This is a genomic window from Streptomyces sp. JW3, assembly GCF_052216785.1.
Lineage (GTDB): Bacteria > Actinomycetota > Actinomycetes > Streptomycetales > Streptomycetaceae > Streptomyces.
Map to the genome: position 1 here is coordinate 25,239 of NZ_JBQOUX010000050.1, position 21,564 is coordinate 46,802.

General features: G+C 70.2%; 26 protein-coding genes, 1 tRNA gene and 1 riboswitch. Of the genes, 9 read left to right on the forward strand and 18 right to left on the reverse strand.

The window, feature by feature from the left end:
- Nucleotides 1-5: 5 nt before the first annotated feature.
- The 3 genes from ACTT8P_RS20910 to ACTT8P_RS20920 are packed head-to-tail and all read right to left on the reverse strand — an operon-like array spanning nt 6 to nt 2,684.
- The gene (locus ACTT8P_RS20910) at nt 6-1,007 is read right to left on the reverse strand and encodes an ABC transporter ATP-binding protein (protein ID WP_442833211.1); all 1,002 of its coding nucleotides are present in this window, start codon (nt 1,005-1,007) and stop codon (nt 6-8) included.
- Nucleotides 1,008-1,012: 5 nt separating this feature from the next.
- Nucleotides 1,013-1,861 (reverse strand): ABC transporter permease, encoded by an 849-nt coding sequence (locus ACTT8P_RS20915; RefSeq protein ID WP_442833237.1) that lies wholly within the window; start codon nt 1,859-1,861, stop codon nt 1,013-1,015.
- A 22-nt stretch (nt 1,862-1,883) separates the two neighbouring features.
- Nucleotides 1,884-2,684: an ABC transporter permease gene (locus ACTT8P_RS20920; protein WP_442833238.1), complete on the reverse strand. Its 801-nt coding sequence runs from the start codon at nt 2,682-2,684 to the stop codon at nt 1,884-1,886.
- Between the two features lie 171 nt (nt 2,685-2,855).
- Between ACTT8P_RS20920 and ACTT8P_RS20925 the strand changes: the two genes are divergently transcribed.
- Nucleotides 2,856-5,213 (forward strand): transglycosylase domain-containing protein, encoded by a 2,358-nt coding sequence (locus ACTT8P_RS20925; protein WP_442833212.1) that lies wholly within the window; start codon nt 2,856-2,858, stop codon nt 5,211-5,213.
- 12 nt (nt 5,214-5,225) lie between these two features.
- Here the strand turns inward: ACTT8P_RS20925 and ACTT8P_RS20930 are convergent, their stop codons facing one another.
- The 3 genes from ACTT8P_RS20930 to ACTT8P_RS20940 all read right to left on the reverse strand — a co-directional run bounded on the left by ACTT8P_RS20930 (nt 5,226) and on the right by ACTT8P_RS20940 (nt 6,412).
- Nucleotides 5,226-5,546 (reverse strand): DMT family transporter, encoded by a 321-nt coding sequence (locus tag ACTT8P_RS20930; RefSeq protein WP_320782228.1) that lies wholly within the window; start codon nt 5,544-5,546, stop codon nt 5,226-5,228.
- Between the two features lie 31 nt (nt 5,547-5,577).
- A riboswitch (guanidine-III (ykkC-III) riboswitch) is annotated at nt 5,578-5,637 on the reverse strand.
- Between the two features lie 64 nt (nt 5,638-5,701).
- Nucleotides 5,702-6,058: a GroES family chaperonin gene (locus ACTT8P_RS20935; RefSeq protein WP_442833213.1), complete on the reverse strand. Its 357-nt coding sequence runs from the start codon at nt 6,056-6,058 to the stop codon at nt 5,702-5,704.
- Nucleotides 6,059-6,082: 24 nt separating this feature from the next.
- Entirely contained in the window at nt 6,083-6,412 is a 330-nt protein-coding gene (locus ACTT8P_RS20940; RefSeq protein ID WP_442833214.1) for a DUF3618 domain-containing protein, read from the reverse strand.
- A 114-nt stretch (nt 6,413-6,526) separates the two neighbouring features.
- Here ACTT8P_RS20940 and bcp point away from each other — a divergent pair, with 114 nt between their 5' ends.
- The 4 genes from bcp (at nt 6,527) to ACTT8P_RS20960 (ending at nt 8,543) form a co-directional block, all read left to right on the forward strand.
- The gene (bcp, locus tag ACTT8P_RS20945) at nt 6,527-6,994 is read left to right on the forward strand and encodes a thioredoxin-dependent thiol peroxidase (RefSeq protein ID WP_442833215.1); all 468 of its coding nucleotides are present in this window, start codon (nt 6,527-6,529) and stop codon (nt 6,992-6,994) included.
- Nucleotides 6,995-7,128: 134 nt separating this feature from the next.
- Nucleotides 7,129-7,779 (forward strand): HNH endonuclease signature motif containing protein, encoded by a 651-nt coding sequence (locus tag ACTT8P_RS20950; RefSeq protein ID WP_442833216.1) that lies wholly within the window; start codon nt 7,129-7,131, stop codon nt 7,777-7,779.
- Nucleotides 7,776-8,459 carry an HNH endonuclease signature motif containing protein gene (locus ACTT8P_RS20955; protein ID WP_442833217.1) on the forward strand — a complete coding sequence of 228 codons (684 nt, stop codon included), beginning with the start codon at nt 7,776-7,778 and terminating at the stop codon, nt 8,457-8,459. Before ACTT8P_RS20950 ends, ACTT8P_RS20955 begins: the two co-directional genes overlap by 4 nt.
- Before the next feature lie 9 nt (nt 8,460-8,468).
- Nucleotides 8,469-8,543, forward strand: a tRNA-Leu gene (locus tag ACTT8P_RS20960).
- Nucleotides 8,544-8,598: 55 nt separating this feature from the next.
- On the opposite strand, the gene rdgB is transcribed toward ACTT8P_RS20960, so the two are convergent.
- The 4 genes from rdgB to ACTT8P_RS20980 all read right to left on the reverse strand — a co-directional run bounded on the left by rdgB (nt 8,599) and on the right by ACTT8P_RS20980 (nt 10,859).
- On the reverse strand, nt 8,599-9,201 hold the full coding sequence (gene rdgB / locus ACTT8P_RS20965) for an RdgB/HAM1 family non-canonical purine NTP pyrophosphatase (protein ID WP_442833218.1): 603 nt from the start codon (nt 9,199-9,201) through the stop codon (nt 8,599-8,601).
- Nucleotides 9,202-9,243: 42 nt separating this feature from the next.
- A complete protein-coding gene (locus tag ACTT8P_RS20970) occupies nt 9,244-9,651 on the reverse strand; it encodes a hypothetical protein (protein WP_442833219.1) in 408 nt (135 codons plus the stop codon).
- Between the two features lie 161 nt (nt 9,652-9,812).
- Nucleotides 9,813-10,550: a ribonuclease PH gene (gene rph, locus ACTT8P_RS20975; RefSeq protein ID WP_442833220.1), complete on the reverse strand. Its 738-nt coding sequence runs from the start codon at nt 10,548-10,550 to the stop codon at nt 9,813-9,815.
- A gap of 75 nt (nt 10,551-10,625) precedes the next feature.
- Nucleotides 10,626-10,859, reverse strand: coding sequence for a glucose PTS transporter subunit EIIB (locus ACTT8P_RS20980; protein ID WP_215166487.1), 234 nt, complete (start codon nt 10,857-10,859; stop codon nt 10,626-10,628).
- Between the two features lie 174 nt (nt 10,860-11,033).
- On the opposite strand from ACTT8P_RS20980, the gene ACTT8P_RS20985 reads away from it, so the two are divergent.
- Both ACTT8P_RS20985 and ACTT8P_RS20990 read left to right on the forward strand, forming a co-directional pair.
- Nucleotides 11,034-12,329, forward strand: coding sequence for a PTS transporter subunit EIIC (locus ACTT8P_RS20985; protein ID WP_442833221.1), 1,296 nt, complete (start codon nt 11,034-11,036; stop codon nt 12,327-12,329).
- A 140-nt stretch (nt 12,330-12,469) separates the two neighbouring features.
- On the forward strand, nt 12,470-13,720 hold the full coding sequence (locus ACTT8P_RS20990; protein ID WP_442833222.1) for a PTS transporter subunit EIIC: 1,251 nt from the start codon (nt 12,470-12,472) through the stop codon (nt 13,718-13,720).
- Between the two features lie 108 nt (nt 13,721-13,828).
- On the opposite strand, the gene ACTT8P_RS20995 is transcribed toward ACTT8P_RS20990, so the two are convergent.
- A complete protein-coding gene (locus ACTT8P_RS20995) occupies nt 13,829-14,581 on the reverse strand; it encodes an MBL fold metallo-hydrolase (protein ID WP_442833223.1) in 753 nt (250 codons plus the stop codon).
- A 205-nt stretch (nt 14,582-14,786) separates the two neighbouring features.
- Here ACTT8P_RS20995 and ACTT8P_RS21000 point away from each other — a divergent pair, with 205 nt between their 5' ends.
- On the forward strand, nt 14,787-15,203 hold the full coding sequence (locus ACTT8P_RS21000) for a type II toxin-antitoxin system PemK/MazF family toxin (protein WP_442833224.1): 417 nt from the start codon (nt 14,787-14,789) through the stop codon (nt 15,201-15,203).
- A 1-nt stretch (nt 15,204) separates the two neighbouring features.
- Here ACTT8P_RS21000 and ACTT8P_RS21005 read toward each other — a convergent pair whose 3' ends face one another.
- The 7 genes from ACTT8P_RS21005 to clpS form a co-directional block, all read right to left on the reverse strand.
- Complete coding sequence (locus ACTT8P_RS21005) at nt 15,205-16,155, reverse strand: PLP-dependent cysteine synthase family protein (RefSeq protein WP_442833225.1); 951 nt, start codon at nt 16,153-16,155, stop codon at nt 15,205-15,207.
- Nucleotides 16,156-16,160: 5 nt separating this feature from the next.
- Nucleotides 16,161-16,439: a MoaD/ThiS family protein gene (locus ACTT8P_RS21010; RefSeq protein WP_361159641.1), complete on the reverse strand. Its 279-nt coding sequence runs from the start codon at nt 16,437-16,439 to the stop codon at nt 16,161-16,163.
- A 97-nt stretch (nt 16,440-16,536) separates the two neighbouring features.
- Nucleotides 16,537-16,632, reverse strand: coding sequence for a putative leader peptide (locus ACTT8P_RS21015; protein WP_361159644.1), 96 nt, complete (start codon nt 16,630-16,632; stop codon nt 16,537-16,539).
- A gap of 62 nt (nt 16,633-16,694) precedes the next feature.
- On the reverse strand, nt 16,695-17,120 hold the full coding sequence (locus tag ACTT8P_RS21020; RefSeq protein ID WP_442833226.1) for a Mov34/MPN/PAD-1 family protein: 426 nt from the start codon (nt 17,118-17,120) through the stop codon (nt 16,695-16,697).
- Between the two features lie 90 nt (nt 17,121-17,210).
- Nucleotides 17,211-18,662 (reverse strand): amino acid permease, encoded by a 1,452-nt coding sequence (locus ACTT8P_RS21025; protein WP_442833227.1) that lies wholly within the window; start codon nt 18,660-18,662, stop codon nt 17,211-17,213.
- Nucleotides 18,663-19,107: 445 nt separating this feature from the next.
- Nucleotides 19,108-19,716 carry a DUF2017 domain-containing protein gene (locus ACTT8P_RS21030; RefSeq protein WP_442833228.1) on the reverse strand — a complete coding sequence of 203 codons (609 nt, stop codon included), beginning with the start codon at nt 19,714-19,716 and terminating at the stop codon, nt 19,108-19,110.
- Nucleotides 19,717-19,761: 45 nt separating this feature from the next.
- A complete protein-coding gene (gene clpS / locus ACTT8P_RS21035) occupies nt 19,762-20,079 on the reverse strand; it encodes an ATP-dependent Clp protease adapter ClpS (RefSeq protein WP_361159655.1) in 318 nt (105 codons plus the stop codon).
- A gap of 90 nt (nt 20,080-20,169) precedes the next feature.
- Here clpS and ACTT8P_RS21040 point away from each other — a divergent pair, with 90 nt between their 5' ends.
- A complete protein-coding gene (locus tag ACTT8P_RS21040) occupies nt 20,170-21,516 on the forward strand; it encodes a nicotinate phosphoribosyltransferase (protein WP_442833229.1) in 1,347 nt (448 codons plus the stop codon).
- Nucleotides 21,517-21,564 lie beyond the last annotated feature (48 nt).

Genomic DNA, 21,564 nt, shown 5'->3' on the forward strand with positions numbered 1-21,564 from the left:
GGGCACTATGCCTGGACTTCCCCGCCTTCCCGGCCCCACCGGCCCGCCCGCTCCACGTACATCCGGGCGATCACCGTCTCGATGTCCGGCTCCCGGACCGACAGGTCGACCAGCGGGTACGCGGCGGCGATCCGGGCCACCAGGTCGGCCGCCGAGGCCGAGGCCGGGAAGGACAGCCACTGGCGGGGCCCCTCCACCCGGACCACCCGGGCGGGCGCGGGCGCCTCGATCGGCGGGAGTTCCTGGTCCAGGTCGACCACCAGGGTCCGTTCGGACTCGCCCGCCTCGTGCAGGCCGGCCAGCGGACCGTCGTACATCAGCCGCCCGTGGTCGATCACCATCACCCGGGAGCAGAGCTGCTCGATGTCGGTGAGGTCGTGCGTGGTCAGCAGGACCGTGGTGCCGCGCTCGGTGTTCAGCTCGCGCAGAAAGCCACGCACCTTGGCCTTGGAGACGACGTCCAGGCCGATGGTCGGCTCGTCGAGGTAGAGGACCTCCGGGTCGTGCAGCAGCGCCGCCGCGATGTCGCCGCGCATCCGCTGGCCCAGCGACAACTGGCGCACCGGCACGTCCAGCAGGGCGCCCAGTTCGAGGAGTTCCACGCAGCGGTCGAGGTTCTCCCGGTAACGGGCGTCCGGGATGCGGTACATGCGGTGTGCCAGCCGGTAGGAGTCGATCAGCGGCAGGTCCCACCACAGCGTGGTCCGTTGCCCGAAGACGACGCCGATCCGGCGGGCCAGCCGGGTGCGCTCACGGGCCGGGTCGATGCCGGCCACCCGCAGCGTGCCGCCGCTCGGGGTCAGGATGCCGGTGAGCATCTTGATGGTGGTCGACTTCCCGGCGCCGTTCGGCCCGATGTAGCCGACCATCTCGCCGCGCGCCACGGTGAACGACAGCCCGTCCACCGCCCGCACCTCGCGCCGTTCCCGGCGCAGGAACCCGGTCCTCTTCCGTACGTCGAACACCTTCTCGACGCCGGCCAGCCGAATGAAGTCGGCACCGTCCATCTGGCTCAGCTCCCTGTACTCCGGTAGGAACGCAGCCCCGCCCGCCACGCCAGGCCCGCCAGCGCGCAGCACCCGACCGCCACCAGCGGCGACGCGAACGCCGTCCAGCCGGGCAGGTCCAGCGGATAGGGCCGGTCCAGTACGTACGACGCCGGGACCCAGTTGACGAAGGCCAGCGGCAGTACGAACGTCACCCCGCGCACCAGTTCCGTCCCGAACAGCGACGGCGGGTACTGCAACAGCGTCGTCCCCCCGTAGGTGAACGCGTTCTGCACCTCGGACGCGTCCTGCGCCAGGAACTGGAACGCCGCCCCCGCCACGAACACCGCGCAGAAGATCGCCCCGCCGCCCGCCACCATCACCGGCACCAGGAGCACCTTGGCCGGCGTCCAGTCGACGTCCAGCGCGGACAGCGCGAAGCCCAGTACCAGCGCGCCCTGGAGCACCCGCCCCACCCGGCGCGGCGCGAACCGGTCGGCCGCGAGCTGCGCCAGCACCGGCGCCGGACGCACCAGCAGCAGGTCGAGGGTGCCGTCCCGGACCCGCCGGCCCAGCCGCTCCATCGACCCGATCGCCAGGTCCGCCAGCCCGAACGCGATCCCGGACAGGCCGTACAGGAACGCGATCTCGGGCAGCGACCAGCCGCCCAGCGCGTCCACCCGGGAGAACATCAGCAGCACCGCGACGAAGTCCAGGCCGGTCGTCACGAAACTCGCGCAGGTGGTGATCACGAACGACGTGCGGTACGCCATCGTCGACCTGATCCACATCGCGGCGACCATCCCGTAGGCCCGCAGCCCGCCGACCCCCCGGCCGTCGTCCGGCAGCCCATCACCCCGGCCGCCGTCGAGCAGCCGTCCCCCGCCACCGCTCCCGTCAGCCACCCTGCACCACCACCCGCCGCGTCGCCACCGACCACACCAGCCGCCCGGCGGCCAGCAGCACCACCGCCCACCCGGCCTGGAACGCGAACGTCCGCCACGGATCGGCCTCCCCCAGCAGCACGTCGGCCGGCGCCTGGAGCAGCGCCGACCACGGCAGCAACCGCACCACGTCGCCGAGCGCCCCCGGGAACACGTTCAGCGGCAGCAGCATCCCCGAGCAGAAGAACGCCACGATGAACGCGAGCTGCTGCACCCCCGTGCCGTCCAGCAGCCAGAACGCCGCCAGCCCCACCAGGAACCGGATGCCGTAGCTGACCACCGCCGCCAGCCCCACCGCCACCAGGAACGCGGCCCAGGTCCCCGCGTCGGAGGGCACGTACGCCGGGAAGAACAGCGCGCCGAACGCGAACGGCACCACTCCGCGCCCCAGCAACTGGAACAGGCACCGGCCCACGTCCGCCGCCAGCCACCACAGCTGGAAGTCGGCCGGCCGGTACAGGTCGATGGCGATGTCACCCGTACGGATGCGCTCCGCCAGCTCGGTCTCGACCCCGCCGCCGCCGATCGCCAGCGCCGCGAGCAGCGCCTGCCCGATCCACACATAGGTGACGGCCTGCCCCTGGTCGTAGCCGCCCAGCGCCGGCCGCTCGTCCCACAGCGCCAGGTACGTATAGACCAGGATCAGCCCGAACACCGTGTTGGTGAACACCCCGGCCACGGTGGCCACCCGGTACGTGGCGTACCGCCGGAACCCGCCCGCGGCGACGGCGACGTACAACCGCCCCGATCCCACACCACCACCCACCCCCGCCTCCTCCCGCCGCCGGACACCGAAGCGCAGGAGCCTAGTACCGGCCGAAGGAGGCACGCCACGGGTTTTCCCGGGGCCGCTGCGGAGGGAACCGATCTCCGGATGGGACAGTCTTCTTCCAGGAGCACCACCCACAGGAGCCGCACGCACACCATGAGCGAAGAGCCGCAGCCGAACCAGCCGGCCGCCCCGGGCTGGGCCCGCCGACCGCAACCCGAGGGCGGCAGGCCCCGGCGGACCGGCTGGCGCCGCCTGGTCCCCACCTGGCGCATGACGCTCGGCACCGTCCTGGTCGTCGCCGTCCTGCTGGTCGGCGGCTTCTTCCTCGGCTACTCCCTGGTCAAGATCCCCTCCGCCAACGCCCTGGCGCTCAAGCAGAGCAACGTCTACCTGTACGCCGACGGCACCGTGCTGGCCCGCGACGGCAAGGTCAACCGGGAGAACGTCGGCCTCTCCGGCATCTCCGAGGACGCCCAGCACGCCGTGCTCGCCGCCGAGGACCGCGACTTCTACACCGAGTCCGCGATCGACCCGCAGGCCATGCTCCGGGCCGGCTGGAACACCGCCACCGGCAAGGGCAAGCAGTCCGGCTCCACCATCACCCAGCAGTACGTCAAGAACTACTACCTGGCCCAGGAACAGACCCTCACCCGCAAGGCCAAGGAGTTCTTCATCTCGATCAAGCTCGACCGGGAGAAGAGCAAGAGCGAGATCCTCGAGGGCTACCTCAACACCAGCTTCTTCGGCCGCGGCGCCTACGGCATCCAGGCCGCCGCCCAGGCGTACTACGGCATCGACGCCACCGACCTGACCGCCGCCCAGGGCGCCTACCTCGCCTCCCTGCTCAACGCCCCCAGCGCGTACGACGTCGTCGCCCACCCCGAGAACAAGGGCGCCGCGACCGCCCGCTGGAACTACGTCCTGGACGGCATGGCCGACCAGGGCTGGCTGACCGCCGCCGAGCGGGCGAAGGCCACCTTCCCGATGCCGAAGGAGACCACCACCTCCACCGGCATGTCCGGCCAGCGCGGCTATGTCGTCACCATCGTCAAGGACTACCTCATCCAGCACGACGTCGTCGCCGAGGAGGACCTCGACCGGGGCGGCTACCGCATCACCACCACCCTGGACAAGGACCGGCAGGACGCCTTCGTCGAAGCCGTCGACGACAAGCTGATGTCCCAGCTGGACAAGAAGAACCGCAAGGTCGACACCTACGTCCGGGCCGGCGGCGCCTCCGTCGACCCGCAGACCGGCCGGGTCGTCGCGATGTACAACGGCATCGACTACGTCAAGCAGTACACCCCCAGCGCCACCCGCCGCGACTTCCAGGTCGGCTCCACCTTCAAGCCGTTCGTCCTCGCCGCGGCCGTGCAGAACTCCTCCGTCACCCAGGACGGCCGCCGCATCACCCCCAACACCACCTACGACGGCACCAACAAACGTCCCGTCCAGGGCTGGGACGGCGGCCACTACGCGCCCGAGAACGAGGACCAGACCGACTACGGCGACATCACCGTCCGCGAGGCCACCGACAAGTCCGTCAACGCGGTGTACGCGCAGATGGCCGTCGACGTCGGCTCCGACAAGGTCAAGGAGACCGCCGTCGACCTCGGACTGCCCGAGGACACCCCCGACCTGGTGGAAAGCCCCTCCATCGCGCTCGGCGTCGCCCAGGCCGGCGTCCTGGACATGGCCGAGGCGTACGCCACCCTCGCCAACCACGGCAAGCACGGCACGTACACCCTGGTCGACAAGGTCGTGAAGGACGGCGACCAGGAAGTGAAGCTGCCCGCGCGCGAGGAACACCAGGCGATCACCCGGCAGGCCGCCGACACCACCACCTCCGTGCTGCGCAGCGTGGTCGAGAAGGGCACCGCCACCGCCGCGCAGGCCGCCGGCCGCCCCGCCGCCGGCAAGACCGGCACCGCCGAGGAGGACACCGCCGCCTGGTTCGCCGGCTACACCCCCGAACTGGCCACCGTGGTCGCCGTCATGGGCCAGGACCCGGAAACCGCCGCCCACATGCCGCTCTACGGCGCCACCGGCCTGGCCCGCATCAACGGCGGCGGCGCCCCCGCGGAGATCTGGGGCCAGTACACCCGCCAGGCCCTGAAGGGCGAACCGGTCAGCAGCTTCGACCTGCGCCTCCAGCGCGGCGCCGCCGAGACCGCGGCCCCGTCCTCCACCGACCCCTCGGCCAGCTCCACCGGCACCGGCTCCCCCAGCGCCGACGACAGCAAGACCCCGGACACTCCCACCACCCCCGGCAGCACCGGCGGCGTCACTCCGCCCGGCACCGGCGACACCGGCACCCCCGGCGACGACGCGACCGGCGGCGACGAGGGGACCGACCCCGGCGGCGACACCGGCACCGGGGACGGCGGCGACACCGGGACCGGCGGGGACGACGCGCCGCCCGGCGACGACGGCGGGGGCGACGACATGAGCGGCGGGATCGGCGGCGACAACCCGTCCTGGCCGTTCCCCGACCCCACCGGCAGCGAGTGACCAGCGAGTGACTCAGTGCCCGGAGGTCGCCTTCAGCCCGACCACGGCCACCAGCAGCAGACAGACGAAGAAGATCCGGGCGGCGGTCACCGGCTCCCCCAGCACCACCATGCCGAGCACCGCCGCCCCGGCCGCCCCGATCCCGACCCACACCCCGTAGGCCGTACCGATCGGCAGCGACCGCGCCGCGTACGACAGCAGCAGCATGCTGGCGACGATCCCGGCACCGGTGAACAGCGACGGCACGAGCCGCGTGAACCCCTCGCTGTACTTCATCCCGATCGACCAGCCGACCTCCAGCAGACCGGCGACGATCAGCAGAACCCAGGCCATGACGGCACCTCCGTGAAGCGAACTGAACGGTGGTGCGTCGTCTTTGCGTGACCCGGTACGGCGCGTCTCGTCGGGGTCCTCCGAGGCTAGCAAAGGACAAGCGGAAGGGGCTGGTGACAAGGGCCACCAGCCCCTTTGCCGCGCGTGCCGGGAGGTCAGAGATACAGGCCCGTGGAGTCCTCCGACCCCTCGAACCGGTCCGCCGCCACGGCGTGCAGATCGCGCTCGCGCATCAACACGTACCCGACCCCCCGCACCTCGACCTCGGCCCGGTCCTCCGGATCGAACAGCACCCGGTCGCCGGGCTCCACCGTCCGGACGTTCTGCCCGACGGCGACCACCGCCGCCCAGGCCAGCCGCTTGCCGACCGCCGCGGTGGCGGGGATCAGGATGCCACCCCCGGAACGCCGCTCGCCCTCGCCGACGTCCTGCCGCACGAGTACGCGGTCGTGCAGCATGCGGATGGGCAGCTTGTCGTCCTGGGTGCTGTGGTCGTTTCTCTTGGCGCTCACGGCCCCGAACCTACCTGCTCCGCCTCAGCGCCGACGCCGCCGGGTGCCGAGGGCGACCAGGCCCACCACCCCGACGACCACCAGCGCGGCGGGCACGACCCGCTCCAGCCGAGGCGAGCCGTCCTCGTTCACGAACCGCCCCTTGACGTCACTCACGGCTCGGTTGACCTGCACGTACGCCCGCCCGAGCGTGCGATCGACCTCCGCCGCGGCCTTGGCCTTCGCATCACCCATGATCGTCTTCGGATGCACCCGCACCCCGATCTCGTCGAGCGTCTCGGCCAGCACCTCGCGGCGGCGCTTGATGTCCGCCTCGATCTGCGCCGGGGTTCTCGTGTCCGACGTGTCCGCCACCGTACGGCCTCCGATGTGAAGCGATCCTGTGCAGTGCTCTGCTGTTCCTGTTCCGGACAGTCTGTCAGCTCCGCGGCTCGCCGCACTGTCAGGACCCCCGGTTACGCTGTTGCGATGAGCGAGCGACTGCAGCCCGGGGACGTGGCCCCCGCCTTCACCCTCCCGGACGCCGACGGCAACGAGGTGTCCCTGGCCGACCACAAGGGCCGCAAGGTCATCGTCTACTTCTACCCCGCGGCTCTTACCCCCGGCTGCACCAAGCAGGCGTGCGACTTCACCGACAACCTCGACCTGCTGGCCGGCGCCGGCTACGACGTGCTCGGCATCTCCCCCGACCAGCCCGAGAAGCTGGCCAAGTTCCGCGACACGGAATCCCTGAAGGTCACCCTCCTCGCCGACCCCGACAAGTCGGTCCTGGACGCGTACGGCGCGTACGGCGAGAAGAAGAACTACGGCAAGACCTACCTGGGCGTCATCCGCTCCACGATCGTGGTCGACGAGGACGGCAAGGTGGAGAAGGCCCTGTACAACGTCCGGGCCACCGGCCACGTAGCGAAGATCATCAAGGACCTGGGCATCTGAGCCGCCACCGCGAAGGGCTCTGCCGGGGCGACCGGCAGGGCCCCTTCCGTTTATCGCGCGTGACTGTCCGATAACCGGTTCGTTACTCCGTACGAGGTTCCGAACGGGGGCCGGGAATCGGAGGGGACGACTCGATGGAGAGCAGTACATACACGCGGGAGCGACTGGAGGCGGCGGCTCGGGGGGCCCGGACGCTGTCGGAGGCGTTGGTGCGGTTGGGGGTGGACCCGAAGAGCTGGAAGCGCCGGTACCTCTTCGACCGGATGAGAAAGCTGGACGTGGACGTCTCCCACTTCGAACGCGAGGGAGTGAAGTGGACCAAGGGAATCCTTGAACCGGTAGTCGCCGAGTCGAAAAGCGTCAACGAAGTCCTGCGCCGACTCGGACTCGACGCCGTCGGCGGACATCACACACACATCTCCCGGCGCATCAAGGCCTACGGACTGGACACCTCGCATTTCACTCCGGCGCCCCGAACCGAACGGCAGAGGGACAATCGTCGCCGACGGACCGCCGACGAGATCCTCGTCGAGGACCTGACGGAGCGCGCCGTGCGCATGCCGAGCAGTCGGCTCAAGAGGGCGATGCGTGAGCTGGGCGTGCAGGAAGTCTGCGCACTCTGCGGGATCGAGGCGATGTGGCTCGGAGAGCCCCTGCCGCTGGAGGTCGACCACATCGACGGCAACTGGCGGAACAACCGGGCCGAGAACCTACGACTGCTCTGCCCCAACTGCCACTCGACGACGGACACTTACCGCGGCCGAAGCAAGAGGCGGGCCGCATGACGAGCAGCGGCATGCGGTACACCCGTGAGCGGCTGACCGAAGCGGCCGAGAGGTGTGCCGACATCGACGAGGTCATCGCCTTCCTCGGCGCCCAGCCCTATGGCAATCTCCGTCGCCACCTGTTCAAACGCTTCGATCACTTCGGCATTGACATCGCACACTTCCCTCGTCGGCGGCGGGGCAGGAACCCGTCCGCCAAGCCGGCCACCGACGAGTTGCGGAGCGCGGTCGCGGAAGCGATCTCCATCGCAGGTGCCCTGCGGGCCTTGGGCAGGCCGAGCAACGGCCGACTGCGCGCGCAGTTTCACCAATGGATCGCGGAAGACGACATCGACACCTCCCACTTTCTCGGGCAAGCGCATCAACAGGGCCGGGCGAGTCCGACGGCCAAGCGCGCCGAAGACGTCCTGGTCCGTAGCGACAGCAGTCGCCGGACCGCGACCTCGCTGCTGCGTCGCGCACTGCGAGAAATCGGTGTACCCGAGGCGTGTGCCAGATGCGGCACCGCCTCGGAGTGGCTCGGCAAGCCCATGACACTGGAGGTCGATCACATCAACGGCAACTGGAGCGACAACCGGCGCGAGAATCTTCGCCTGCTGTGCCCCAACTGCCACGCCGTCACCAGCACCTGGTGCCGAGGGGGACGACGACGAGCGACCCCCCGGATCCCAGTAGAGTAGGACTGCTGCGGGCCCGTACCCCAGCTGGCAAGAGGGCGCCGGTTTAGGTCCGGTGTGTCGTGGGTTCGAGTCCCACCGGGCCCACAGGTGCTGAAGGCCCCCGCCTGAGATTCGTAGGCGCGGGGCCTTTCGCCTGTCTTCAGCCCAACAACTCCCGCACCACCGGCACCAACCCCCGAAACGCCTTCCCCCGGTGGCTGATCGCGTTCTTCTCCGCCGCGGTCAGTTCCGCGCAGGTGCGGGTCTCGCCCTCCGGCTGGAGGATCGGGTCGTAGCCGAAGCCGCCGAGGCCGGCGGGGGTGTGGCGGAGGGTGCCCATCAGTTTGCCCTCGACCACGCGTTCCGTGCCGTCGGGCAGGGCCAGGGCCGCCGCGCAGGCGAAGTAGGCGCCGCGGTGTTCGTCCGCGATGTCGGTGAGCTGGGCGAGGAGGAGGTCCAGGTTGGCCTGGTCGTCGCCGTGCCGGCCGGCCCAGCGGGCCGAGAAGATGCCGGGTGAGCCGTTCATGACGTCGACGCAGAGGCCGGAGTCGTCGGCGACGGCGGGCAGGCCGGTGGCCTGGGCGAGGGCGTGGGCCTTCAGGAGGGCGTTCTCCGCGAAGGTGACGCCGGTCTCCTTGACGTCCGGGATGTCGGGGTACGCGTCGGTGCCGACCAGTTCGTGGGGCAGCCCGGCGTCCGACAGGATCGCACGGAGTTCGGTGATCTTTCCGGCGTTGCGGGTGGCGAGGATCAGGCGGGTCATGCGGACCAGTATTCCGGTGACCCGCCCCCGTCCCCACCCGGGTTACGGCGTGCAGACCTTCGTCAGTTCGCCGGCCGCGTCGGTGACCGGGCTGATGTCGGGGGTCGCGTCGCCGTTCTCCACCGAGGTGCGGACGTTGTCGACGGCCTGGCCGAGGTCGTCGACCGCCTTGTTGACGTCGGCGTTGTCGGTCTTGTCGCCGATCTTGTCGAGGTTCTTTTCGATGGTGTCCAGGGACTCTTCCAGCTGCATCGGGTCGTTCCCCGCGGCCTCGACGGCCTGCTGGAGCGCGGTGACGCTGTCGGCGATGGCGTCGGCGGTCTGGACGCAGTCCAGTGCCTTGTCGACGGCGTCGCAGCCGGTGGTCAGGCCACCGGTCAGCGCGACGGCCGCCACGGCGGCTGCGGCGAGGGCGGTGCGACGACTTCGGCGTCGGCGGGTCGTGGCCATGAGTACGGTCCTTCCCTACGGACAGGGCCGTCCGGCCCCCCTGTGCGGTGCTGCGTGAGCTGCGCCGGGCGTACGGCGGCGAGGCCGTACGCCCGTACCTGTAGGGACGCGGGGGCGGGCGGTCCAGTTGCGTGCCCAGGCCGCTGTTCTTTCCCCGGGCTTTACCTTTCCAGGGTGGCTTCGAGGGCCTTGCGCTGGAGGCCGGTGAGTTCGGCGCAGCCGGCGGTGGCGAGGTCGAGGAGGGTGTTGAGCTCGTCGCGGGCGAAGGGCTCGGCCTCGGCGGTGCCCTGGACCTCGACGAAGCGGCCGTCGCCGGTGCAGACGACGTTCATGTCGGTGTCGGCGCGGACGTCTTCCTCGTAGCGCAGGTCGAGCATGGGGGTGCCGTCGATGATGCCGACGGAGACGGCGGAGACCGTGCCGGTGAGCGGCTTGCGGCTGGGGCGGATCAATTTGTTGGCCTGGCCCCAGGTGATGGCGTCGGCGAGGGCGACGTAGGCGCCGGTGATGGCGGCGGTGCGGGTGCCGCCGTCGGCCTGGAGGACGTCGCAGTCCAGGACGATGGTGGTCTCGCCGAGGGCCTTGAAGTCGATGACGGCGCGCAGCGAGCGGCCGATGAGGCGGCTGATCTCGTGGGTGCGGCCGCCGATGCGGCCCTTGACGGACTCGCGGTCGCCGCGGGTGTTGGTGGCGCGGGGCAGCATGGCGTACTCGGCGGTGACCCAGCCCTCGCCGCTGCCCTTGCGCCAGCGCGGGACGCCTTCGGTGACGGAGGCGGTGCAGAGGACTCTGGTGTCGCCGAAGGAGACGAGGACGGAGCCCTCGGCGTGCTTGCTCCAGCCGCGTTCGATGGTGACCGGGCGGAGCTGTTCGGGCGTGCGGCCGTCGATGCGTGACATGCGGATGAGCCTAGCCGCACGGGAAGGGGGTCCCTCCCGGGACGGGAAGGACCCCCTGTGCGGTGAGCGGGTGGGTCACATCATGTCTTCGATGTCGGCGGCGATCGGGTCGGCGTCGGTGCCGATGACGACCTGGATGGCGCTGCCCATCTTGACGACGCCGTGGGCGCCGGCGGCCTTGAGGGCGGCTTCGTCGACGAGGGAGGGGTCGTGGACCTCGGTGCGCAGGCGGGTGATGCAGCCTTCGATCTCGTCGATGTTGTCGATGCCGCCGAGCCCGGCGACGATCTTCTCAGCCTTGGTGGCCATGTTCCTTCTCCCTGATCCGAACCGCTTTTTCGCAGTAACCCACAGTCGGCCCATCTTCGCGAGCGTTCACGCGGTGCGTACCGAATGATGGCGTCACGACAGCGTCACGACAGCGGAAGCGAACCGTCCGCCGACTGGTCTACACCACCGTACAGCCAAGGAGACCGAGACCGGATGAGTGCCGACGCCGCGGCCCCTCCCGTACGGGCCCGCTGGAACGCGTTGTTCCAGGGGCTGCAGAAGATGGGGCGCAGTCTTCAGCTGCCGATCGCGGTGCTGCCGGCCGCGGGCATCCTCAACCGGCTGGGGCAGCCGGATGTGTTCGGGGACGAGGGGCTGGGGTGGACGAACGTCTCCAAGGTGATGGTGGGGGCGGGGGGTGCGCTGCTGGACGGGTCGTTGGGGCTGCCGCTGTTGTTCTGTGTGGGTGTGGCCATCGGGATGGCGCGGAAGGCGGACGGGTCGACGGCGCTGGCGGCGGTGGCGGGGTTCCTCGTCTACTTCAATGTGCTGCGGCAGTTTCCGCAGGACTGTCCGCAGGGGTCGGAGGCGGTGGCGGGGGTCGGGTGCCGGCTGACGGACGGTTCGGGGACCGTCACGGCGTTCACGTACCAGAACCCGGGGGTGTTCGGCGGGATCGTGGTGGGGTTGCTGGCGGCGTACTTCTGGCAGCGGTTCCACCGGACGCGGCTGGTGGACTGGCTCGGTTTCTTCAACGGGCGGCGGCTGGTGCCGATCATCATGGCGTTCGTGTCGATCGTGTTCGCGGCGCTGTGTCTGTGGGTGTGGCCGCCGATCGGGGGTGCGCTGGAGAGTTTCAGTGACTGGCTGACCAGTATCGGCGCGTGGGGCGCGGGGGTGTTCGGGCTGGCGAACCGGGCGTTGCTGGTGATCGGGCTGCATCAGTTCCTGAACGTGCCGATGTGGTTCCAGTTCGGGACGTACACGAAGCCGGACGGCACGGTGGTGCACGGGGACATCAACATGTTCCTGGCGGGTGATCCGGACGCGGGGCAGTTCACCACCGGGTTCTTCCCGATCATGATGTTCGCGCTGCCGGCCGCGGCGCTGGCGATCGCGCACTGTGCGAAGCCGCACCGCCGCAAGGAGGTGGGTGGGCTGATGCTGTCGGTGGGGCTGACGTCGTTCGTGACCGGGATCACCGAGCCGCTGGAGTACTCGTTCCTGTTCATCGCGCCGGTGCTGTACGCGGTGCACGCGGTGCTCACCGGCGTCTCGATGGCGGTGACGTGGGCGCTGGGGGTGAAGGACGGGTTCAGTTTCTCGGCGGGTCTGATCGACTACGTCATCAACTGGAACCTGGCGACCAGGCCGTGGCTGATCATTCCGATCGGGCTGTGTTTCGCCGTCGTGTATTACGTGGTCTTCCGGTTCGCGATCACGAAGTTCGACCTGAAGACACCGGGGCGGGAGCCGGAGGACGAGGTGGAGGACGTCACCAAGGGGTAACTGCGGGGCGGGCGTCGGGGGCGGGCGTCGGGGTGGGCATCACGAAGCGGAATCGTGGGTTCCTTACGCTGCCTTCATCGTGCTACAACAGGTCTACACCACTGAGTGGTGTAGACCACCCCCTCATGGAGGAACGTAGCATGAGCACCGCCACCGCTTCGGCGGCCCCCGCGAAGAAGCGGGGATCGGGCCTGTTCCAGGGCCTGCAGAAGGTCGGCCGCAGCCTTCAGCTTCCGATCGCCGTACTGCCGGCGGCGGGCATCATGGTCCGGCTCGGACAGGACGACATCTTCGGCAAGGACGGCCTGGGCTGGGACAAGGTCGCCGCCGTCTTCAACAACGCGGGCGGTGCGCTGACCGGCTCGCTGCCGCTGCTGTTCTGCATAGGCGTGGCGATCGGTTTCGCGAAGAAGTCGGACGGCTCGACCGCGCTGGCCGCGGTGGTCGGCTTCCTGGTCTACAGCAAGGTGCTGCAGGCGTTCCCGGTCACCGAGGCGGTGGTCAACAAGGGCGCCGACACCGCCGCGACGTACAACGATCCCGGTGTCCTCGGCGGCATCATCATGGGTCTGCTCGCCGCCGTGCTGTGGCAGCGCTACCACCGCAAGAAGCTGGTGGACTGGCTCGGCTTCTTCAACGGCCGCCGGCTGGTGCCGATCATCATGGCGTTCGTCGGCATCGTCATGGGCGTGTTCTTCGGTCTGGTCTGGGAGCCGATCGGCGACGCGATCTCCAGCTTCGGTGAGTGGATGACGGGTCTGGGCGCGGGCGGCGCGGCGCTGTTCGGCGCGGTGAACCGCGGGCTGATCCCGATCGGCATGCACCAGTTCGTCAACACGGTGGCCTGGTTCCAGCTCGGTGACTTCAAGGACGCCTCGGGCGAGATCGTGCACGGCGACATCACCCGCTTCCTGGCCGGTGACCCATCCGCCGGCATCTTCCAGTCCGGCTTCTTCCCGATCATGATGTTCGGTCTGCCGGCCGCCGCCATCGCCATGGCGCACTGCGCCCGCCCGGAGCGCCGCAAGGCCGTGATGGGCATGATGATCTCGCTCGCGGCGACCTCGTTCGTGACCGGCGTGACCGAGCCGATCGAGTTCTCGTTCATGTTCATCGCGCCGGTCCTCTACGTGCTGCACGCGGTGCTCACCGCCGTGTCGATGGCGGTGACGTGGGGCCTCGGGGTGCACACCGGCTTCAACTTCTCGGCCGGTGCCATCGACTACGCGCTCAACTGGCATCTGGCGACCAAACCGTGGCTGATCATCCCGATCGGTCTGGTCTTCGCGGCGATCTACTACGTGACCTTCCGCTTCGCCATCATCAAGTTCGACCTGAAGACCCCGGGCCGCGAGCCCGAGGAAGAGGTCGAGGACCTCACCAAGGCGTAGCCCGCACCCGCTGTACGCCGAAGGCCCCGGAACCGTCCTGGGATGCTGTTGGTTATTCCGGCCGTCCTGGTTCCGGGGCCTTCGCGCGTCGTGCCGCCTCGCACCGCGTCAGATCTCGTACGTCGCCCCCGGCACCGCCACCTCCGACGGGCCGCCGTAGACGGCGCGGGCGTCGGCCAGGTTGAGGCGGGGGTCGGTCCACGGCGGGATGTGGGTGAGGACCAGGCGGCGGGCGCCGGCGTGGGCGGCGCTTTCGCCGGCCTGGCGGCCGTTGAGGTGGAGGTCGGGGATGTCCTCCTTGCCGTGCGTGAAGGCCGCCTCGCACAGGAACAGGTCGGTGTCCCGGGCGAGTTCGTCCAGTACGGGGGTGACGCCGGTGTCCCCGGAGTACGTGAGCGAGCGGCCGCCGTGCTCGACGCGGATGGCGTACGCCTCCACGGGGTGGGCGACGCGGTCGGTGTGCACGGTGAAGGGGCCGATGTCGAAGGTGCCCGGCTTGACCGTGTGGAAGTCGAAGACCTCGCTCATCGAGGAGGCGGAGGGGGTGTCGGCGTAGGCGGTGGTCAGCCGGTGCTCGGTGCCCTCGGGGCCGTAGACCGGCAGCGGGGCGCAGCGGCCGCCGTCGAACCGGTAGTAGCGCGCCACGAAGTAGGCGCACATGTCGATGCAGTGGTCGGCGTGCAGGTGGCTGAGGAAGATCGCGTCGAGGTCGTAGAGACCGCAGTGGCGCTGCAGCTCGCCCAGGGCGCCGTTGCCCATGTCGAGGAGCAGCCGGAAGCCGTCGGCCTCGACGAGGTAGCTCGAGCAGGCCGATTCCGCGGACGGGAACGACCCCGAGCAGCCGACGACGGTGAGCTTCATGGAGCAGAAACCTCCGCTGGCGGATGGGGAGAGACGGGGGTCGTGCGGTTCACCGAGCGTAAGGCGCAAAACCTGCGGTCGCTCCTCCGCCAGGGGGCGTTGTGGGCGAACTCACCTGTGCTGTCACCGGTTCGGCTGGAAGCGGGGCGGATAGGGCCGACCAGGGGGCGTGCATATGCCGCGTGCGCCGGTAACGTCGGCCGGTATGAATGCGTCCTGGTGGCTGGCGATCGCGGCCTTGGCCGTGCTCGGGTTCGTGGCGGCGCTCGTCGACGGGTGGGGGCGGGGGCGCCGGCCGGACCGGGCGGGGACCCGGCCGCGCCCCGCGGAGATCTGGTGGGCGAACGTGCCGTTCGAGGAGCGCCGGGGCGGGAAGGACCGGCCGTGTCTGGTGCTGAAGGTGCGCGGGCGGCGCGCGGTGGTCGCGAAGATCACGACGCGGCGGCGGGAGGGGCACGGCGGGGTGATCGCGCTGCCGCCGGGGTCGGTGGGGGACGCGCGGGGGCGGGCGAGTTTCCTGGAGACGGACGAGCTGCGCCGGGTGCGGGTGGGGGACTTCCGGCGGCGGGTGGGGGTGGTGGACCCGGTCCTGTGGGACCAGGTCCGTCACCTGACGCGGTAGCTCAGGCCCAGAGCTGGCCGTGCAGCGTTTCGATGGCCTCTTCGGTGGTGGCGGCGGTGTAGACGCCGGTGGAGAGGTACTTCCAGCCGCCGTCGGCGACGACGAAGGCGACGTCGGCGCTCTCGCCGGCCTTGTGCGCCTTGGTGGCGACGCCGATCGCGGCGTGCAGCGCGGCGCCGGTGGAGACGCCCGCGAAGATGCCCTCCTGGGCGAGGAGTTCGCGGGTGCGGGTGACGGCGTCGGCGGAGCCGACCGAGAAGCGGGTGGTGAGGACGGAGGCGTCGTACAGCTCGGGGACGAAGCCCTCGTCGAGGTTGCGCAGGCCGTAGACCAGGTCGTCGTAGCGCGGTTCGGCGGCGACGATCTTGACGTCGGGCTTGTGCTCGCGCAGGTAGCGGCCGACGCCCATCAGGGTGCCGGTGGTGCCGAGCCCGGCCACGAAGTGGGTGATGGTGGGGAGGTCGGCGAGGATCTCCGGGCCGGTCGTCGCGTAGTGGGCGCCGGCGTTGTCCGGGTTGCCGTACTGGTAGAGCATGACCCAGTCGGGGTGCTCGGCGGCCTGTTCCTTGGCGACCCGGACGGCGGTGTTGGAGCCGCCCGCGGCCGGGGACGAGATGATCTCGGCGCCCCACATGGCGAGCAGGTCGCGCCGCTCCTGCGAGGTGTTCTCGGGCATCACGCAGACCATCCGGTAGCCCTTGAGCTTGGCCGCCATGGCGAGCGAGATGCCAGTGTTGCCGCTGGTCGGCTCCAGGATGGTGCAGCCGGGGGTGAGCCGGCCGGCCTTCTCGGCCTGCTCGATCATGTGCAGGGCGGGGCGGTCCTTGACCGAGCCGGTGGGGTTGCGGTCCTCCAGCTTGGCCCAGACCGAGACGTCGGCGGACGGCGACAGCCGCGGCAGGCGCACCAGGGGGGTGTTGCCCACCGCGGCCAGCGGGGAGTCGTAGCGCATGGGTATCAGGCCATGCCGCCGGCGACGGCCGGCAGGATCGTGACGTTGTCGCCGTCGGTGAGCTTGGTGCTGATGCCGTCGAGGAAGCGGACGTCCTCGTCGTTGAGGTAGACGTTGACGAAGCGGCGCAGCTTGCCGTCGTCCACGATCCGGGCCTGGATGCCCTGGTGCCGGGTGTCGAGGTCGGCGAACAGGTCGGCGAGGGTCTCCCCGGTGCCTTCCACCGCCTTCTGACCGTCGGTGTAGGTGCGGAGGATGGTCGGGATGCGGACCTCGATGGCCATGGCTCAGGGCTCCTGTCGGAAAGGTGTCGTGGGTTCTCTGGGCGCGCGAGGGGTGGGCACGCCGCGGCTCACGGCCGTACGGCGGCAGGGGTGTACGTCAACAGATGGCGCTGGCGAGCCTGCACAGGTCGACGTGCAGCCGCGCCACGAGCAGTGCGCCCGGCGTCTTCGTGCTCACGTCGTGGGAAACCATGCGGTCATCGTATCGATTCCCGGTCCGGTACCTGGAATGTGATCTCAGCCTTCGGACGATGTTCATCCGTAGTGCGAGACCACCCGTACCTCTTCCTCGGTGACCTCGCCCTCCACGATGCGGAACGAGCGGAACTGGAAGTCGCCGGCGCCGTCGGTGTCGGCGGTGGAGACCAGGACGTAGTGGGCGCCGGGCTCGTTCGCGTAGGAGATGTCGGTGCGGGACGGGTACGCCTCGGTGGCCGTGTGGGAGTGGTAGATGACCACCGGCTCCTCGTCGCGGTCGTCCATCTCGCGGTAGAGCTTGAGCAGGTCCTGGGAGTCGAATTCGTAGAACGTCGGCGAGCGCGCGGCGTTCAGCATGGGGATGAAGCGCTCGGGGCGGCCGGTGCCGGCGGGGCCGGCGAGCACGCCGCACGCCTCGTCGGGGTGGTCCTCGCGGGCGTGGGCGACGATCTGGTCGTGCAGGGCCCGGGTGATGGTCAGCATGGGAAGCAGGATAAGCAGACGGGCCCCGCCGTACCGGTGGGTGGTACGGCGGGGCCCACATGCCGGACAGGGCGGACTGCGGCGGGCGGGTCAGCCGACCTTCTCGAACTCGGGCTCGCCGCCCAGTTCGTCGTCGCCGCGCCGGGTGACCTCGGGGCGGCGGCTCTTGAGCACCGCCCAGCCGATGCCGAGGGCGACGGCCCAGCCGGCCATCACGTACAGACAGACCCGGGCGTCGGCGTCGTAGGCGATCAGGCCGGTGACGAAGAGCAGGAAGGCGATCGCGAGGTACGAGCAGACCGAGCCGCCGGGGGCCGGGAAGGAGGAGGCGGGCAGCCGGCCGGCCACCACCTGGCGGCGGTAGCGGACATGGCTGACCAGGATCATCAGCCAGGTCCAGATGCCGGCGGCGGTGGCCACCGAGGTGACGTAGCCGAACGCCTTCTCCGGGACGACGTAGTTCAGCACGACGCCGATGCCCATGAAGACCACCGAGACGGTGATGCCGAGCGCCGGGGTCTTGGTGGTGGAGAGCCTGCTGAAGACGCCGGGGGCCTCGCCGTTGTCGGCGAGGGTGCGCAGCATCCGGCCGGTGGAGTACATGCCGGAGTTGCAGGAGGACAGGGCGGCGGTGAGCACGACGAAGTTGACGATGGCGGCGCCGGCCGGGATGCCGATCTTCGCGAACGCGGCGACGAACGGGGAGACGCCGGGCGCGAACTCGGTCCACTTCACCACGCACAGGATGACGGTGAGGGCGCCGACGTAGAACAGGGCGATCCGCCAGGGCAGGGTGTTGATCGCCTTGGGGAGGGTCTTCTCCGGGTTCTCCGACTCACCGGCGGTGACGCCGACCAGTTCGACGGCGAGGTAGGCGAACATCACGCCCTGGAGGGTCATCAGCGAGGAGCCGACGCCCTTGGGGAAGAAGCCGTCGAACTCCCACAGGTTGGCGACCGCGGCGGTGTCGCCGGCCGCGCTGAAGCCGAAGGTGAGCACGCCGAGCCCGATGACGATCATGCCGATGATGGCGGTGACCTTCACCATCGAGAACCAGAACTCGATCTCGCCGAACAGCTTCACCGAGATCAGGTTGGCGACGAACAGCACGATCAGGAAGACCAGCGCGGTCACCCACTGCGGGATGTCCGGGAACCAGTAGTTGATGTAGATCGCGGCGGCGGTCAGCTCCGCCATGCCGGTGACCACCCACATCAGCCAGTACGTCCAGCCGGTGAAGTAGCCGAAGAACGGGCCGAGGAATTCGCGCGAGTACTCGGCGAACGAGCCCGAGACGGGGCGGTAGAGCAGCAGTTCGCCCAGGGCCCGCATGATGAAGAAGATGATCAGGCCCGCGAGGGCGTACATCAGGATGAGGCTGGGACCCGCCTTGGCGATGTTCGCCCCGGCGCCCAGGAAGAGGCCGACGCCGATGGCGCCGCCGATCGCGATCATCTGGACCTGGCGGCTGCCGAGCCCGCGCTCGTAGCCCTCCTCGGGGGCCTCGGGTGCCTGGTCCTTGCCGACCTGCGCCGATGTCATGTGTGGTGCGCCTTTCTCCATGCCGACCCGGGCCTCTCGTCGGCCGCGGACCGGATCTCGATCCCCCCGGATACTGGAGCTGAGCGGGCCTCAGAGCCCGCGTCACATCCCCGGCCGGGCGCGCGACGCCTGGCACGCGCCCGGCCGGGGATGTGACGCGGGCTCTCAAGTCCCGCTCGTGCCTGGCCGGCGGTCCGCCGGCTCGGTGGCGCCCCCGGCCGACATTCGGGTGGTGTCGGCCGGGCGGTCGTGCAGATTTACCACGGTTGCGGCAGGGAACACAGGGGCGCGTTGTGGCGCGCTTCACGGACAAAGGTGGATAAAAGACCGTCGAAAGGTGCACAGCGGGGCGCCATGGTGACGTGATCGTTATCCGGAATTGAGGCTCCGCTGAGCGAACAGGTGTACGGGCCACCGAGTCCGCGGGGCCGGGGCGGCGAGGGAGTCAGGGCAGCAGCGTGCCGACCAGCGTCTCCTGGAGCCCGCCCAGCCACAGGTACGCCATCACCATCGGCTTGCGCGGGTCCTCGTCCGGGAGCCGGTAGAGCAGGTCGGTGTCGTCCTCGTCGGCGATGTCCAGCCGGGAGCCGATGGCGAGCCGCAGGTCGTTCAGGCAGCTCAGCCACTGCTTCGACTCCTCCGGTGCCAGCTTCAGCACCGCGCCGCCCTCACCGGCGGACGCCGCGGCCAGCGCGTCCAGGGAGCGGACCACCGCCAGCGCGTTCTCCCGCTTGCCGGCCCTGAGGTCGTTCTCGGTGAACCGGCGGAACTCCGCCGAGTGCGCCCGCCGCTCCTCGGCCTCGGCGGCCTCCGGGGTGCCCTCGGGGTCGATGTACGCGTCCGGGAACAGCCGCCTGAGCACCGGATCGGCGGGCGGCTCGCTGGGGCCCTCGGCGAAGAGTTCGGCGAGCGGGTCGTCGGAGGCGTCCGCACCGGGGCCGGGGCCGATCAGCTCCAGGAGCTGCACGGCCAGCGACCGGATGATGGAGATCTCGACGTCGTCGAGGGCTACGGCCGCGCCGCCGCCGGGGAGCGGTTCGAATTGTCCTGGCATGAAGGCGTGTCAGCTACTTCCGGTCCTGGCTACTTCCGGTCCTGGCTACTTCCGGTCCTGCTGGAGGGTGGCCCACAGACCGTAGCCGTGCATGGCCTGCACATCACGTTCCATCTCCTCGCGGCTGCCGCTGGAGACCACCGCGCGCCCCTTGTGGTGGACGTCCATCATGAGCTTGGTGGCCTTGTCCTTGGAGTAGCCGAAGTACGTCTGGAAGACGTAGGTCACGTAGCTCATGAGGTTGACCGGGTCGTTGTGCACGATCGTGACCCAGGGGACGTCCGGCTCGGGCACGGCGAAGGCTTCCTCCGCCGGGTCGGTGCGTTCGATCTCTACGGGAGCGGGTGACGTCACATCACCCATGCTGCCACCGCAGGGGGGTGGTCGCACAAACGGGCCGGTGCCGGGATTCAAAATCGTCAGACTGACGAAATGGGGGTACGATCGGCTCTCATGAACACAGCGGACCTCGGGCTGCCGGTCGACGTTCCCTCGACGGCGCTCTTCACGGACCAGTACGAGCTGACGATGCTGCGGGCCGCCCTGGCGGCGGGCACCGCCGGACGGCGCAGCGTGTTCGAGGTCTTCACCCGGCGGCTGCCCGACGGGCGCCGGTACGGCGTGGTGGCCGGCACCGGGCGAGTCCTGGACGCGGTGGAGAACTTCCGCTTCGACGCCGGTGTCCTCGACTTCCTGCGGGACCAGCACATCGTCGACGAGCCGACCCTGGCCTGGCTCGGTGACTACCGCTTCAGCGGCGACATCTGGGGCTACCCGGAGGGCGAGGTGTACTTCCCGGGCTCGCCGATCATGCGGGTGGAGGGCAGCTTCGCCGAGTGCGTGCTGCTGGAGACGGTGATCCTGTCCATCCTCAACCACGACTCGGCGATCGCCGCCGCCGCCTCCCGGATGGCGTCCGCCGCCGGGGACCGCCCGCTGATCGAGATGGGCGCCCGGCGCACCCACGAGCTGGCCGCGGTGGCCGCCGCCCGCGCCGCCTACGTCGGCGGCTTCGCCACCACCTCCGACCTGGCCGCGGGCTTCCGCTACGGCATCCCGACGGTCGGCACCTCCGCGCACGCCTTCACCCTGCTGCACGACAGCGAGCGGGACGCCTTCCGGGCCCAGGTCGACTCGCTCGGCTCGGGCACGACGCTGCTGGTGGACACGTACGACGTCGCCGAGGCGGTCCGCACGGCGGTGGAGGTGGCCGGTCCGGGGCTGGGCGCGGTGCGGATCGACTCCGGGGACCTGCTGCTGGTCGCGCACCGGGTGCGGCAGCAGCTCGACGCGCTGGGCGCGACGGAGACGAGGATCGTGGTGACCTCGGACCTGGACGAGTACGCCATCGCCTCGCTGGCGGCGGCGCCGGTGGACGCGTACGGGGTCGGCACCCAGCTGGTGACCGGCTCCGGGCACCCCACCGCGTCCATGGTCTACAAGCTGGTCGCCCGCGCCGAGTCCGACGACCCGGGGGCGCCGCTGGTGCCGGTGGCGAAGAAGTCCAGCGGCGGCAAGACCTCGGTCGGGGGCCGCAAGTGGGCCGCGCGCCGGGTGGACGCCCACGGGTACGCCGAGGCGGAAGTGGTCGGCACCGGGCCGGTGCCCGCGGCGCTGGCCGACCGGCAATTGCTGACCGAGCTGGTCAAGGGCGGTGCGGTGGTCGCCCGGGAGCCGCTGGACGTGGCCCGGGACCGGCACGCGGCGGCCCGCGCGGCGCTGCCGCTGTCCGCGACGCAGCTGTCCCGAGGGGAACCCGTCCTTCCGACGGAGTACGCGACCGGTGGCTCGGGTAGCTAACGCACGTGCGCTGCGACACTTCCGGCGGGCTCCCGCCCGCTCCCGCCA

Bases quoted from the DNA above. Each gene is read 5' to 3' on its own strand.
- ACTT8P_RS20910 (WP_442833211.1), bottom strand. From the start codon at position 1,007: ATGGACGGTGCCGACTTCATTCGGCTGGCCGGCGTCGAGAAGGTGTTC.
- ACTT8P_RS20925 (WP_442833212.1), top strand. From the start codon at position 2,856: ATGAGCGAAGAGCCGCAGCCGAACCAGCCGGCCGCCCCGGGCTGGGCC.
- ACTT8P_RS20930 (WP_320782228.1), bottom strand. From the start codon at position 5,546: ATGGCCTGGGTTCTGCTGATCGTCGCCGGTCTGCTGGAGGTCGGCTGG.
- bcp (WP_442833215.1), top strand. From the start codon at position 6,527: ATGAGCGAGCGACTGCAGCCCGGGGACGTGGCCCCCGCCTTCACCCTC.
- ACTT8P_RS20950 (WP_442833216.1), top strand. From the start codon at position 7,129: ATGGAGAGCAGTACATACACGCGGGAGCGACTGGAGGCGGCGGCTCGG.
- ACTT8P_RS20955 (WP_442833217.1), top strand. From the start codon at position 7,776: ATGACGAGCAGCGGCATGCGGTACACCCGTGAGCGGCTGACCGAAGCG.
- rdgB (WP_442833218.1), bottom strand. From the start codon at position 9,201: ATGACCCGCCTGATCCTCGCCACCCGCAACGCCGGAAAGATCACCGAA.
- ACTT8P_RS20970 (WP_442833219.1), bottom strand. From the start codon at position 9,651: ATGGCCACGACCCGCCGACGCCGAAGTCGTCGCACCGCCCTCGCCGCA.
- rph (WP_442833220.1), bottom strand. From the start codon at position 10,550: ATGTCACGCATCGACGGCCGCACGCCCGAACAGCTCCGCCCGGTCACC.
- ACTT8P_RS20980 (WP_215166487.1), bottom strand. From the start codon at position 10,859: ATGGCCACCAAGGCTGAGAAGATCGTCGCCGGGCTCGGCGGCATCGAC.
- ACTT8P_RS20985 (WP_442833221.1), top strand. From the start codon at position 11,034: ATGAGTGCCGACGCCGCGGCCCCTCCCGTACGGGCCCGCTGGAACGCG.
- ACTT8P_RS20990 (WP_442833222.1), top strand. From the start codon at position 12,470: ATGAGCACCGCCACCGCTTCGGCGGCCCCCGCGAAGAAGCGGGGATCG.
- ACTT8P_RS20995 (WP_442833223.1), bottom strand. From the start codon at position 14,581: ATGAAGCTCACCGTCGTCGGCTGCTCGGGGTCGTTCCCGTCCGCGGAA.
- ACTT8P_RS21000 (WP_442833224.1), top strand. From the start codon at position 14,787: ATGAATGCGTCCTGGTGGCTGGCGATCGCGGCCTTGGCCGTGCTCGGG.
- ACTT8P_RS21005 (WP_442833225.1), bottom strand. From the start codon at position 16,155: ATGCGCTACGACTCCCCGCTGGCCGCGGTGGGCAACACCCCCCTGGTG.
- ACTT8P_RS21010 (WP_361159641.1), bottom strand. From the start codon at position 16,439: ATGGCCATCGAGGTCCGCATCCCGACCATCCTCCGCACCTACACCGAC.
- ACTT8P_RS21015 (WP_361159644.1), bottom strand. From the start codon at position 16,632: ATGGTTTCCCACGACGTGAGCACGAAGACGCCGGGCGCACTGCTCGTG.
- ACTT8P_RS21020 (WP_442833226.1), bottom strand. From the start codon at position 17,120: ATGCTGACCATCACCCGGGCCCTGCACGACCAGATCGTCGCCCACGCC.
- ACTT8P_RS21025 (WP_442833227.1), bottom strand. From the start codon at position 18,662: ATGACATCGGCGCAGGTCGGCAAGGACCAGGCACCCGAGGCCCCCGAG.
- ACTT8P_RS21030 (WP_442833228.1), bottom strand. From the start codon at position 19,716: ATGCCAGGACAATTCGAACCGCTCCCCGGCGGCGGCGCGGCCGTAGCC.
- clpS (WP_361159655.1), bottom strand. From the start codon at position 20,079: ATGGGTGATGTGACGTCACCCGCTCCCGTAGAGATCGAACGCACCGAC.
- ACTT8P_RS21040 (WP_442833229.1), top strand. From the start codon at position 20,170: ATGAACACAGCGGACCTCGGGCTGCCGGTCGACGTTCCCTCGACGGCG.